The organism is Pontibacter sp. LHS1 (genome assembly GCF_058932855.1).
Map to the genome: position 1 here is coordinate 13,559 of NZ_JBZYWF010000012.1, position 12,979 is coordinate 26,537.

The window sequence follows — 12,979 nt, forward strand, 5'->3', positions numbered from 1 at the left end:
ATTTACGTGACATATGGCATTTGGCTTATTCGGGACTAAACTTAGCACAACCCAAAATCTCTTTCCCCTACTCCCCCACAGCCGCGACAATATAATCCGACAGGATCTTCTCTGTTTGCAGGTGGCCCTGGAAGCTTCCGTAGAGGGTGCTGGTGATGACGATGGCGAGGTCAAGTTCGGGGATGATGGCGATCTTGCTGCCGCCATTGCCGGACATGTAGTAGGCGGCGTACTTCTTATCCTGGCCAAACTGCTGTTGCCAGAGTAGATAGCCGTAGTCGTAGTTCTGTCCATTAAACTCACGCACGTGCGCCTGCGTGGCAGCTGACTTCCGAATCCAGCTGCTGGAAACAATCTGCATGCCGTTCCACTTGCCCTCTTGCTGCATTAAAATGGCCAGTTTCAGTAAGTCCCGGCTTCTTAAGCCCAGGCCTCCGCCTGTCATCGGCGTGCCCATAGGTGTTGTCTGCCAGGCCGTTTTTGAGATGCCCAGTGGCCCAAACAGGTATTTGTCTGCAAAGGCATCCACCTTCATGTTGGTGCTTCTCTCCAGCACGCCTCCCAGCAACACGGTGCCGGCCGTGCAGTAACTGAAGCTTCTGCCATAGGGGGAGTCTTCAGGCTTTTTCGCAAAGCCGGCATAGCCTCTGACGGGCAGGTCCAGGTAAAAGCGATAGTAGTCTTCTATCAGGTACATCCTCTCCTCATTGCCCCTTGAGTACTGGTTGTCATCGTCGCACTCCAGCAGCGCGCTCATAGTTAGCAAATCTTCAACCGTGATCTTTTCTTTCCGGGGGTCGGGGTTTTGGAAAGGCTTTTTGTCTTTGAAGTAGCGCGTGACGGTGGTCTTTTCGGAAGGGATCATTTTGTTGTCAATCGCCAGGCCGATCAGGAGTCCGGTGACGCTTTTGGTGGCGGACCGGGTATCGTGAAGCGAGCTGTCGGCAAAGCCCTGGTAATACTTTTCGTACACTAACTTCCCGTTTCTGGCAATCAGCACACTGGTGATGTTCTTGAATTGATCGCTGCTGATGGCGCTGTCCAATTCCTTTAGCTTTTCAGCGTTGATATGCACTGTCTTTGGCGCTGCAACAGGTATACCATCGTCTGTTTTGGTGGGGCTTTGGGCGAATACAGCCGGAAAGCTGGCGATCAGCAGGAACAGTAGAAGACCTCTTTTCATAGTAGATTGGTTTGTGATGCTGCAATATTACAGCAGGCCGCAACACAAAAATAGAATGATATTAACGTTCCAGCATGATCTTCCGGAAAGCTGAGGGGGTGAGCCCATTCAATGCCTTGAAGCTGCGGGTGAAATGGCTTTGATCTGAAAAGCCGCATTGCAAAGCGATTTCGGTCAGGGAGAGCCCTTTGTCATAGAACAGGGAAAAGGATTTTTCTGTCCTGACCTTCCGGATGTAATCACCGAGGCTGCAGTTGAAGTACTTCGGGAAGTCCCTTGATAAATGCACCGGGTGAATGTTCACTTCGGCAGCAAGCGCTTTTAAGGAGAGCGGGTCCGGGTAGCTGTCGTGCAAAAGTTCTTTGAGCCGGGCTACCCAGGGCGGGTTTTTGTAAACTTTATTTTCCTGCGGGAGCAGTGTCGTAAATACTTGTAACAAAAGTGATTCGACGGCCGGGTATAGCAGGGTGTCCTGCATTTTGGTTTCTTTGAAGATCTGGTAAAACAGGAGCCTCACCGCCGGGTTATCGATCTGCAGACTTCCCTCTGCCGCTTCCCGGTCAGGCAGCACTTCCTGAAACCACTCTTTCTGAATTTCGAGGTGAAAGCCACGGGTATAGCCCTTTGGTTTGATGTTGTAATGCGGCTCCTGCCAATTGTGAAAAAGAAGCGATCCGGGGGCACAGTGGTACTTTTCTTTGCGATTGCCTTCCAGGATATGACCGGCCAGGATAAAGGTAAAATAGGCGTTCTCGTGGTAGTGCCAGTCCACTTTTTCAAGCGTGTACTCGGTGTCGGTCAGCAGGATGCCGTCCAGGTGAAAGATCCTGTTCGTTTGCCCGAAAAAACTGCCTGCTTTTAACTCTTCCATACCTGGGGTGGGATGTTTTCCGCTTATGACTGCAGCTGCTGCTATATGCTATACCTGCAATCAGCGGCTTCAGGTATAAAGCTATAAAAAACAGGTATAAATAGCTCAACTTAATCAGATTTACCTACCCTCTAATTTCCCTGCCCAATTTGTAACCTTTACAGGCTGTCCGGCATCTAACAGGCAGCTAATTCTGATCTGACTGCCTAAAAAGAAATTACCTGAAAACAATACGTCAGACCATGACTTAGCAATTCAATAATATTCAACAATTTAACTATAGGAACTATGAAAACATTTCAACCATCCTACCATTTAATTTTACTGGCCGCTTTTTTACTGCTGGCCACATCCTGCCATGATGATCCTGTTCTTGAAGAATTCGAAGTAACAGAAACCGAAGCTATTCATAGCGAATTCAACCCGACCCTGGTGGATAATAACCTGCGGGTAAGACCTGTCGTCACGCACTTGATCACACCCATCAGTTTTGCCTTTATCGGCGAAAATGACATGCTGGTTCTTGAGAAGAATACAGGGCAGGTGAAGCGCATCAAAAACGGCCAGGCACATAGCACCGTGCTCGATCTGGCGGTTAACTTTGCCTCGGAACGGGGGCTTCTTGGCATCGCGCTGCACCCTAACTTCCGAAGTAACGGCAGTGTATACCTGTACTGGACCGAAAGCACTACCGGAGATGATACCAATGCGCTGAGTGCTACCCCACTGCTCGGCAACAGAGTTGACCGCTTCCACTGGAACGGCACCAGCCTCACACTGGCGAACAACATCATCAGGATACGGGCCATACAGCAGGATGCCGGGCAGCCAGAGCGTGGCAACCACGATGGTGGCGTTATGCGATTCGGACCTGACGGCATGCTGTATGTTTTCATTGGCGATCTGGGGCGGCGCGGGCAGCTGCAGAACCTGGAGCACGGACCTTTTGGCCCCGGTCAGCAAGATGACCAGTTCGGCGGTCCGGAACCTGATGATGCGCACCTGTCCGGCGTTGTGCTGCGCCTGACCGATAACGGGGCAGCCCCCTCCAACAATCCTTTTTATGCAGTGGGTGCAGCCATGGGCGGTGAAGTTGGCGCTAACATTCAGAAGATCTTTTCTTATGGTCACCGCAACAGCTTCGGCATGGCCTTTGACCCACTCTCAGGAAACCTTTGGCTTCAGGAAAACGGTGATGATGCCTTCTCTGAACTCAACCGCGTTATACCAGGGATGAACGGCGGCTGGATTCAGGTTATGGGCCCTGTATCACGTATCGCGCAGTATAAGGAGATCGAGACTAGCACACAGTATTTCGGCCTGCAGCAGGTCCGCTGGTCTCCCGAAAATATAGCCAGTACACCTGAAGAAGCTCTTTCCCGCTTATTTATGCTACCGGGTGCAACTTATGTCGATCCGGAGTTCTCGTGGAAGTATGAAGTTTCGCCAGGTGGGATCGGCTTTATTGAAGGACGCGCACTCGGGCCACAGTATCGAGGAGACCTGATCATGGGTGGTGCCAGGGATTTCCTGGAAGAGGGGCACCTTTTCCATTTCAACCTTACCGGTAATCGTAGAAAGATAGCTGTTGATGACCCTCGTTTAAAAGACCGGGTTGCTGATAACCCGGACAAATGGACCATCACAGAGAGCGAAAGCCTGCTGTTTGGCAGAGGCTTTGGTATCGTCACCGACATCCAGACAGGCCCGGATGGAAGCTTGTATCTGGTTTCCCTCTCACATGGCGCTGTTTACAGGATCTCCCGCCGCAAATAACATCCAAGCATCTCCAACCGGGCAGCATTACAGAATAATACCCGATCAGAATCTGAAGAGAGGCCGGTACGTAAACGGAGGTATAGAAATGGTAAAGTACCGTTGTATACCTAGATTTACGTACCGGCTATGGTCATCAGGAAATCATATAAGATAGCGGCCTTTCTTGTGCTCGTACTGATCGCTTTCCGGGTGGCACTGCCCTACCTGGTGAAAGACTATGTGAACAAAACGCTGAACGATCTGCCGGGCTATACAGGACATGTCGAGGATATTGACATCTCGCTTTACAGAGGTGCCTATGCCATCGATCACCTGGTGCTGGAAGAGGAAGGCGGCAATCCTAAGTACCCTTTTCTTAAAATCCCCCGAACGGACCTGTCTATTGAGTGGAAATCGCTGTTTAAAGGAAAGCTGGTTGGGGAGGTCGTGATGCAGGAGCCGCTGATGAACGTGGTGGAAGCAAAAGCAGATACGTCAACCGGAGAAGAGCCGACCCGGGAACATTGGACGGCGGTGGTAAAGGACCTGATGCCAATCACGATCAACCGCTTTGTGGTGAACAACGGAAAGCTGGCCTACCTCGACTTCAGTCAGAAAAGACTCATCGACCTGCACATATCCAACATGCAGCTGGTTGCCTATAACCTGGCCAATGTGGAAGATGCCGCCAACGAGCTTCCTTCGACGGTGCGGCTAACGGGACAATCGGTGGGTGGCGGCAATCTGAAGGGGAACATGAAAGCCAACCTGCTCAAGGAGATTCCTGACTTCGACCTAAACATGGAGCTCACCAAGGTAGACCTGACCCGCATCAACGATTTTATAGAGGCCTATGGCAAGTTTGATGTGGAGCGTGGCCAGATGGACATGTACAGCGAACTCAAGCTGAAAGACGGCCAACTGGATGGCTACGTGAAGCCCTTCTTTGAGAACGTGAAAGTGCTGAACCTGAAAAAGGACGTGAAAGAAGAGGGCATTTTACGGACAGCCTGGGAAGCTATTGCCGGCCTGTTTGTAGAAGCCGCCGAAAACCAGCCCCGGGACCAGATCGCCACCAAAGTCCCCATCAGCGGCAATGTGAACCAACCTGACACCGACATCTCCACCACGGTATTCAACGTGCTGCGCCACGCCTTCTTCAAAGCCTTCGACAAAGGGATAGAAGCCGAAGCAGCTAAAGCGGCGACAAAAGAAGAGGAGAAATAGGCCCTTTCCAGATTCCCAAACAGCCTCCTGCTCCGGTTGATTCTGAAAAGAGATCAAATGCACAGGGCATTAGTTTTCAATTCTATACAAGCTCGGGTGATGGGATGCAGGTATAGCGCCAGGCAGAAAATTTAAAACATAAGCAAAATGATTTTGAGCATAATAATTTTGTTTATTTGCTCTCATGTCTACAGGTCATATCATTCTTATTCTGCTCAGTGGCCTAGGTGTTTTCCATGGCTTGGTGCTGGCTGTTTTTCTCTGGTTTTACCCAAAGGGACTCGCCACTTCGAATAAAATACTGAGCGTCCTGTTGCTCATTCTCTCCTTCCGTATCGGCAAGTCCTTGTTTCTGGAATTTGTCGACGGCGTATACCTGCAGCTCATCTTTGCAGGCCTCGCCTCCCTCCTGCTCATCGGGCCGCTCTTTTACTTCTATACCCGGTCTGTGCTCGAAAAATCGATCCGGTTTACCTATAGCGCCCTCCTGCACGGCATCCCCTTCCTGGTCGGGTTTGTCTTTAGCTTTTTCATCAACAAGGAGAATGCGAAGGCCATCCCTATACCTGTGTTTGTGCTCCTTTTCTGTGTCTACTATGGCCATTACCTGGTATACCTATACCTGAGTCACCAGCAGATACAGAAATTCCGGGCCGCTACCGGAAGCGCAGATGCCGCTGTGCTATGGCTGCGCACGCTCACCTATGCGCTGGCGGCGCTCTGGGTAGTCTATGTGCTCAACCTGCTCGACGAAGACGTACCCTACATCCTGGGGCCGATACTCTATTCTTTTATTGCGTACGGGGTGACTTTTATGGCCATCAAAAAAGGCTTTATCGAAGCGTTTGATGCAGCCAAGTATAAAACAACACCACTGTCTGAAGCGGAAGTAAACCAGATCTTCGAGGAAGTGAAGCGGCTCCTGGAAGACAAGGCGCTGTACAAGAACCCGGACCTGACGCTAAGCACCTTCAGCAAAGCGCTGAAAGTAAGTCCGCAAAAAATATCGATGGCGATCAACAGCAGGTCCGGCACCAATTTCAACGGCTTTGTGAATCAGTACCGCATCAAGCAGGCGCAGGCACTGCTGGAACACAGCCAATCCGGTGAAAATACGATTGCGGCCATCGCCTATGAGGTGGGGTTCAACAGCATCACCAGCTTTAACACCGCCTTCAAAAAACAACTGCACGAAACGCCTTCTGCTTACCGCAAAAGAGTCATGCAAAATTAGGGTTGCTTACCACTGCTGGTAGTGCCGTTTCATTCTATCTTTTTTGTCATCCTGTAAGGATCTTGGTAGCAGATAGCATTGGCTTAACCTCCCTTCCACCAAGTTTCTTTACAGAATGACAGTAAATTTTAACATGTTTTCTTAGGATGAAACACCCCTCTGCGCTCCCCTCAAGGGGAGAATTGTCCAGATCGAAACAGCCCTACCTCCTGCAGCTCCTTACCCCCTTAACACTGCCAAAATCACGATTTGCTATAGGTAAATGATCATTCTGGAAGATTTCGACACCTGATCCCGCTTCATTTGTGTCAAAAAAACCCTACGATCATGTTAAAAATCTTTTTTACTGCGGCGCTACTGCTTGCCGCTATCACGGTTTCTGCTCAACTGAAACCTTTCGAATTTGAAGGTACCAAGCGCAAGTACCTGCTCTACCTGCCTGCCTCCTATGCGGCCAACCCGACGCAAGCCTTCCCGGTGGTGTTCCATTTTCATGGCGGGGGCATGACCGTGGCCGAGCAAATGCTGTACACCAGAATGAATGACGCCGCCGATAAACACAACTTTATTGTGGTATACCCCTCGGGTATAAAGCAGGACTGGAATGTAGGCTTTGATATGTCGCACCAGCACGGCACCAACGATGTGGGCTTCGTACGCGCCTTGCTCGACAGCCTGAAACAAAGCTACCGGATCGATGACAAAGCAATTTTTGCGACCGGCTTGTCACGGGGTGGTTTCTTCTGTCACCGGCTGGCGGCTGAAATGCCAAACGATTTTGCTGCCATCGCTTCTATTGGAGGCCCGCTGCCGGACTCGGTTAAGTTTTATCACCGAACGGATAAACGGATCAGTGTGCTGCAGGTGCACGGCACTGCCGACGAGGTGGTGAAATACGACGGAAAAGCCAATGCCTATGCTTCGGCCCCGGCTACCTATACCTATTGGCTGGCCCACAACGGACTGGCTGGCCAGAAAGAAAGCAAAAAGGTGCTGAACGCGAATAAAAAGGACAGTACCTCCGTCACGGTTCAGGAAGTAAGCGACAAAGGCATTACGGTGTCGCTGGTTACGGTCGAAAACGGGGGCCATACCTGGCCGGGCAGTGCGCCCTTTAACATTGGCTATCCCTTGGGCAATACGACCTCCGATATTGACATCAATGAAGTTATGTGGAGCTTCTTTCACAAAAACAGGAAGCGCTAAGGTATAGGCAGGTATAGTATAGCAGCTACAGCAAAATTAGGGGAGCCGCTGTACCTTTTAAACAAAGCAGTCCCGGACGTTTGGTGCCGGGACTGCTTTGCCGTTCTATAGAGATTAGCCGCCAGGTGCTCCCTAACAGCAGGTATAATTTCCCGAACAGGAAGGTTTAAAGTAACTAGGTTGATGGGCAAGTGGTAAGTTAGATTTGAATCTTCTATTATTATTTATTGCACTAATTCAATGAAGATGTATTAGTCACTTGATTTTTTAAAAAATATATCTTTAAATGAATATTTATTTACTTTGTATAAAATAAGTATTCAAATGCAAAATATCTCAGATTCTTATCAAGAAGAAGTTAGGCTAAGGCTTAATAACAGTAAAATATACTTAAAATTAGTAGAAAACAATAACACAGGATTAGACAATGGAAGTCAAGGTTTAATTAACCTTGTGCATGAAGCAGTACATTATTGTTATCACCGGAGCAAACTAGTTCTGAGATATATGGGTGAGTTTACTCTCCATGATGGCGAACATCTTTTTAGAGTTCTTAGATTGATGGGATTATTATTACCAGATGAAACTCTGAACAAACTTTCAAATCCAGAGTTAACATTACTAATCCTAACAGCCTTCTTCCATGATATAGGTATGTCACCTTCTGAAAATGAAGTTAGAAGTTGGTTAGGCGTCTGGAATGGAACTACCCCTACTAGTGAAGAACTTAATGAAAGAAATAAATTTCTTCGTTTTAGAAATGGTAAGCAAATCCAAGTTAATGAAATTAATTATCTAAGATCTCAAGGGGAAAATACAAAGGCTGAATTAATTGAAAAATATCTAATTAGTGAATATATTAGGATCACTCATGCTGATCGTGTAGTTGACATTTTAAGTAAAGATTGGATTGACAAGATAAAATATAAAGATCTTGACTTATCATCAGAACTTGCATCATTATGTAAAAGTCATAATGAGGATGCTGTTAAATTACTAAACTTAGATCACTCTCTAGTAGCTGGGCAGGACGTATTTATTTGTCTTCCTTTTATAGGATTACTTTTAAGATTGGCAGATATCTTAGATTTTGATGGTACACGGACACCTAAAGTATTATTTGCACATTTAGCGGTTAAAAATCCTGTTTCTCTACTTGAATGGTCAAAACATAGATCTGTAGAAGCTTGGACAATTTCAGGTGAACGTATTGCATATAATGCAACATGCTCTCATCCAGCTATAGAAGCAGCTATACGAAAATTTTGCGATTTAATTGATTATGAATTGTCGGCCTGCTCAGGTGTGCTTAATAATCTTCATGATTCAGTAAGGATACCTTTCCCTGATTATTACCGTATTCCGTTACCAAGCAATGTTGAAAGGTCTAAGATAAATGCTAAGAAAGATATAGCAGGAAAGCCTATTTATATTTATCGTAATACAAAGTTTACTCTTAATAAGGAGCAAATTACTGATATCTTAATGGGCACCAAGCTTTATAGCCAACCTAGTGTCGCCTTAAGAGAATTGATTCAGAATTCTATAGATGCTTGTAAGCTTCGCACAAAAATGGAAGAAAGTTGGGACAATAATGGTTATGTACCTAAGATCTCAATAAAGTTCTATAAAGAAGCAAATATTTCATTTTTAGAAGTTGAAGATAATGGTGTGGGTATGGATCAAGAAATTATCGACAAGTATTACTCTAAAGTCGGAACTTCCTACTATACATCTAGTGATTTCTTAGATCTTAAATCAAGTTTGAAATCATCATTTATACCAACCTCTAGATTCGGAATTGGTATTCTATCTTGTTTTATGGTAGCGGACAGTATTGAAGTAGAGACTAAAAGGCTTTATGAAGCCCATAACTCAGGCTCTCCGTTATCAGTCACAGTTGTTGGTCAAGAGAGTATATTTTATATAAAAAATGGTTCGAGAAGATTCCCAGGTACATCCACTAAGTTACAGTTGAAACAGAATAATCCTTGGGCTTACATTCAAACTGAGAATATTTTTAATTATATAATTCAAACCATTCCATTCCCACCATTTGATATACATATAGATTGTTTTGGAGAAAGTCGAACACATTCAGTGCAAACACCACAACATATCAAATTTGATAGTCAAGAAGAATCTTATTGGCTGCAAAAAGATGAACAGATAAGAGACTTTAGGATCGAATTTGATGGTAAAGATGGAATTTCTGGTGCATGTGTAGTTGCAATTCTAGAGAACAATGGAATACCAGTAGCAAACTTAGACTCGACTCCTAAAGAGATTGAAGTAGATGGTGAAAAGTTTTTATTGAAATCACACTGGAGTGTTGATATAAATCGTATTTCTAAAAGAGTACACTCTCTTGAGTGGGATTCTATAAGTCAAAGGACAGTAGTTAAAGAACTGCCTGTTTTCTATAGAGAATCTAAATCAAAATTAGCATTACATGGCATAGAAATTCCTACGTCAATATTTTCTCAATGGACGGGGCAAATATATCAACATGCTAAAGTACATTGGCCCATCAGCGCTCTTTTAAATATTAATATTGGAGGAAGCTGTGACATTAACCTCAACTCTGCCCGTACTGAAATATTATTAGACGAGAAATGGCTGCATTTTGAAGAGAAACTTATTGAATTAACATTAGTAGGTGTTAGAAGTAGAGTCTCTCCAGAATATTGGGAACAGTTCAAACTCGAAATTAACAATGCTAACAGTATACATCATAACAGGTATCATAGATTTACATCTGTTTTAAATAAACTTTAGTTAAAACCCTAGCCCGAGTTTTCAACTTGGGCTTTTTCTTTTCCAAACAGCTATACCTTCAGCTAAAGTAATAGAACGAGCTGCAAGCTCGCACCAGCGGCGGTAATCCTACACAACGCTAAAAGCTTTATACAATGAAATTTCAACCTAAAAGCCAGAATTGCGTGAATAGGGAAAAACAAAAATAAATGCGAGCAATAGAGCCCCCACAGATTTACAGTGTAGTTCCGGCCATTTTACCACCCGATCAGTTATTTGGGCCGCTATTTCACGATGTGCAGATGAATCATGTTTTTCCTGATTCCATCACGTTTGCAGACTGTTTTCCAAAGCGTGCCCCGGAAGAAATTCTAAGTTTATACGAAATCGAAAAGCATCAAAAGGACTTCGATCTGAAGGATTTTGTCTGTGAATATTTTGAAATCCCCTCCCCTATCAAAACTGATTATGAAAGTAACCAGCAACTGCCGGTTACGGAGCATATCACGCAGCTTTGGCCCCTGCTCACACGCACTTCACAAACAAATTGCTCCATGTTGCCTGTCCCCAGATCCTATATCGTTCCTGGCGGAAGGTTCAGAGGATTGTATTATTGGGACAGTTACTTTACCATGTTAGGCTTACAATGTGCCGGGGAGAATGAACTGATAAGGGGCATGGTAGAAAATTTCGCTCATATGATTGATGCCTACGGACATATTCCGAATGCAAACCGAAGCTATTACCTGACACGTTCACAGCCTCCATTTTTTGCCCTGATGATTCGTCTTCTTGCTGAAATTGACGGACCGGATGTCTTGACGCAGTATCTCCCCCACATGCAGAAAGAATATAACTACTGGATGGACGGGTACTTTCGCCTTTCGGATAGGGAGAATTGTTTTCGCAGGGTAGTCCTGCTCCCCGACGGCAGTATTCTGAACCGTTACTGGGATGACCTTCCTGCCCCTCGTCCTGAATCGTATGTGGAAGATGTCGAAATGGCGCATCATGCAGCTCCGGATGGCGTGGAGCCCGGAACACTCTACAGGCATATAAGAGCAGCCTGTGAATCTGGCTGGGACTTTACCTGCCGTTGGTTCAGAGAAGAGACGAATATGGAAACCATTCATACAACCGATATAGTCCCTGTCGATCTGAACTGCCTGCTGTACGATCTTGAACTAACTTTATCGGAAGCGTATGCGCACAGCTCTTTTTCAGAGCCTTCGGCTTACTTCCTTCAAAAGGCAGAGAAGCGTAAAAGGGCCATGATCAAGTATTTCTGGAATGATGACAGGAGATTTTATATGGATCATGATATAGAATCGAACAAGTCCACTGAAATCATGTCGCTGGCAGGTGTATACCCGCTGTTTTTCAAAATTGCCAGCAAAGAGCAGGCACACCATGTGCACGAGCATATCGTCAATAGTTTCTTAAGAAAGGGAGGCCTGGTTTCTTCTCTCCACGAGAGCGGCCAGCAATGGGATTATCCGAATGGCTGGGCTCCGCTGCAATACCTAAGCTATGTGGGGCTTCGTAATTATGGCTTTGATGCTACCGCTAAAGAATTAAAAAAGAGATGGATTTCCATTAATGATCAGGTTTTTAAAGCAACCGGCAAGATGATGGAGAAATACAATGTAGTAGACCCTGACTCGGAAGCCGGAGGAGGAGAGTACCCCAATCAGGATGGCTTTGGTTGGACGAACGGCATCTATACCTGGATGATGATTAATCCTTGATTCAGAATAGAATATCCGAACAATCCCTTTGTAATTAGGACCATTAAATTCTAGCTAATTCTCCCCTCAAGGGGGTAGTCGCACAGAATAAAAGAGCCCTTCTTTATCACTATCTTACAAGCAAACTCCATCACCTATACCTGAGGCATAACCTTGCGCTACTTCTTTCATATCGGCTATAGCGGCACACACTACAAAGGCTGGCAGCGACACCCCTATGGTGTAGGAGTGCAGCAGGTGATAGAAGAATGTCTGAAGAAGATTCTGAAGCATCCCGTGTCGATCGTGGGCTGTGGCAGAACAGATGCCGGGGTACATGCGAGCCAGTTCTTTTTTCACCTGGATCTAGCGCAGCCCTGGGACTTTGATATGCTTTTCCGGCTTAACAAAGTGCTGCCGCCCGACATCGCCGTGTTCGATATCCTACCGGTGGAGAGCCTGCCCCACGCCCGCTTCGATGCCTGCAAAAGAAGCTACGACTACTTTATCCATACCTACAAAGATCCGTTTCTGCACGATGTGAGCGCCTTGTACCCGGCTCGGAACCTGAACCTGGATGCGATGCAGGCGGCCACTGCCCTGCTCCCCCTGTATACCGATTACCGAAATCTGTGCATCACACCGGCAGAGCATGACAGCACCATCTGCCATGTAACCGAAGCCCGCTGGCACATTGACCAGCAGGGTGACAGGATGCGATTTCAGATAACGGCAAACAGGTTTCTGAGCCGCATGATCCGCATCATCGTGGGCAAACTCCTGCAAATCGGAACCGGCGCCCTCGGTCTGCCCGAGTTCGAAAGTTACCTGGCGCTGGAGAGAGCTCCCAAGCACCTCACTCCAGCTTATCCGCAGGGGCTATACCTGTCCAAAGTCACCTACCCTTTCCTGGACATCGCGCCCCGCCCTGGCTTCTCTCCTGCCTTCCGGCAGGTATAGTGACTGGCTGACAAACATGTGGAGAACATCCATCTGACCTGAACCTACAGTCTCTC

General features: G+C 46.5%; 9 protein-coding genes. 7 read left to right on the forward strand and 2 right to left on the reverse strand.

Features of this window, described 5'->3' with window-relative positions:
* Positions 1-67: 67 nt before the first annotated feature.
* The gene (locus AC5FXQ_RS18260) at positions 68-1,183 is read right to left on the reverse strand and encodes a serine hydrolase domain-containing protein (RefSeq protein ID WP_493603853.1); all 1,116 of its coding nucleotides are present in this window, start codon (positions 1,181-1,183) and stop codon (positions 68-70) included.
* 61 nt (positions 1,184-1,244) lie between these two features.
* Positions 1,245-2,054 (reverse strand): helix-turn-helix domain-containing protein, encoded by an 810-nt coding sequence (locus AC5FXQ_RS18265; protein ID WP_493603854.1) that lies wholly within the window; start codon positions 2,052-2,054, stop codon positions 1,245-1,247.
* Positions 2,055-2,342: 288 nt separating this feature from the next.
* On the opposite strand from AC5FXQ_RS18265, the gene AC5FXQ_RS18270 reads away from it, so the two are divergent.
* The 7 genes from AC5FXQ_RS18270 (at position 2,343) to AC5FXQ_RS18300 (ending at position 12,923) form a co-directional block, all read left to right on the forward strand.
* Positions 2,343-3,830, forward strand: a complete 1,488-nt coding sequence (locus AC5FXQ_RS18270; RefSeq protein WP_493603855.1) for a PQQ-dependent sugar dehydrogenase — start codon at positions 2,343-2,345, stop codon at positions 3,828-3,830.
* A gap of 168 nt (positions 3,831-3,998) precedes the next feature.
* Positions 3,999-5,039: a DUF748 domain-containing protein gene (locus AC5FXQ_RS18275; protein WP_493603856.1), complete on the forward strand. Its 1,041-nt coding sequence runs from the start codon at positions 3,999-4,001 to the stop codon at positions 5,037-5,039.
* Positions 5,040-5,223: 184 nt separating this feature from the next.
* The gene (locus tag AC5FXQ_RS18280; RefSeq protein ID WP_493603857.1) at positions 5,224-6,273 is read left to right on the forward strand and encodes a helix-turn-helix domain-containing protein; all 1,050 of its coding nucleotides are present in this window, start codon (positions 5,224-5,226) and stop codon (positions 6,271-6,273) included.
* A gap of 327 nt (positions 6,274-6,600) precedes the next feature.
* On the forward strand, positions 6,601-7,479 hold the full coding sequence (locus AC5FXQ_RS18285; protein WP_493603858.1) for an extracellular catalytic domain type 1 short-chain-length polyhydroxyalkanoate depolymerase: 879 nt from the start codon (positions 6,601-6,603) through the stop codon (positions 7,477-7,479).
* Between the two features lie 324 nt (positions 7,480-7,803).
* Positions 7,804-10,257: an HD domain-containing protein gene (locus AC5FXQ_RS18290; protein WP_493603859.1), complete on the forward strand. Its 2,454-nt coding sequence runs from the start codon at positions 7,804-7,806 to the stop codon at positions 10,255-10,257.
* A 188-nt stretch (positions 10,258-10,445) separates the two neighbouring features.
* Entirely contained in the window at positions 10,446-11,984 is a 1,539-nt protein-coding gene (treF, locus tag AC5FXQ_RS18295; RefSeq protein ID WP_493603860.1) for an alpha,alpha-trehalase TreF, read from the forward strand.
* 153 nt (positions 11,985-12,137) lie between these two features.
* On the forward strand, positions 12,138-12,923 hold the full coding sequence (locus tag AC5FXQ_RS18300; RefSeq protein ID WP_493603861.1) for a tRNA pseudouridine synthase A: 786 nt from the start codon (positions 12,138-12,140) through the stop codon (positions 12,921-12,923).
* Positions 12,924-12,979 lie beyond the last annotated feature (56 nt).

What these genes read in the sequence shown, in the direction of transcription:
- AC5FXQ_RS18260 (WP_493603853.1), bottom strand. Translation starts at nt 1,183, where the DNA reads ATGAAAAGAGGTCTTCTACTGTTCCTGCTGATCGCCAGCTTTCCGGCT.
- AC5FXQ_RS18265 (WP_493603854.1), bottom strand. Translation starts at nt 2,054, where the DNA reads ATGGAAGAGTTAAAAGCAGGCAGTTTTTTCGGGCAAACGAACAGGATC.
- AC5FXQ_RS18270 (WP_493603855.1), top strand. Translation starts at nt 2,343, where the DNA reads ATGAAAACATTTCAACCATCCTACCATTTAATTTTACTGGCCGCTTTT.
- AC5FXQ_RS18280 (WP_493603857.1), top strand. Translation starts at nt 5,224, where the DNA reads ATGTCTACAGGTCATATCATTCTTATTCTGCTCAGTGGCCTAGGTGTT.
- AC5FXQ_RS18285 (WP_493603858.1), top strand. Translation starts at nt 6,601, where the DNA reads ATGTTAAAAATCTTTTTTACTGCGGCGCTACTGCTTGCCGCTATCACG.
- AC5FXQ_RS18290 (WP_493603859.1), top strand. Translation starts at nt 7,804, where the DNA reads ATGCAAAATATCTCAGATTCTTATCAAGAAGAAGTTAGGCTAAGGCTT.
- treF (WP_493603860.1), top strand. Translation starts at nt 10,446, where the DNA reads ATGCGAGCAATAGAGCCCCCACAGATTTACAGTGTAGTTCCGGCCATT.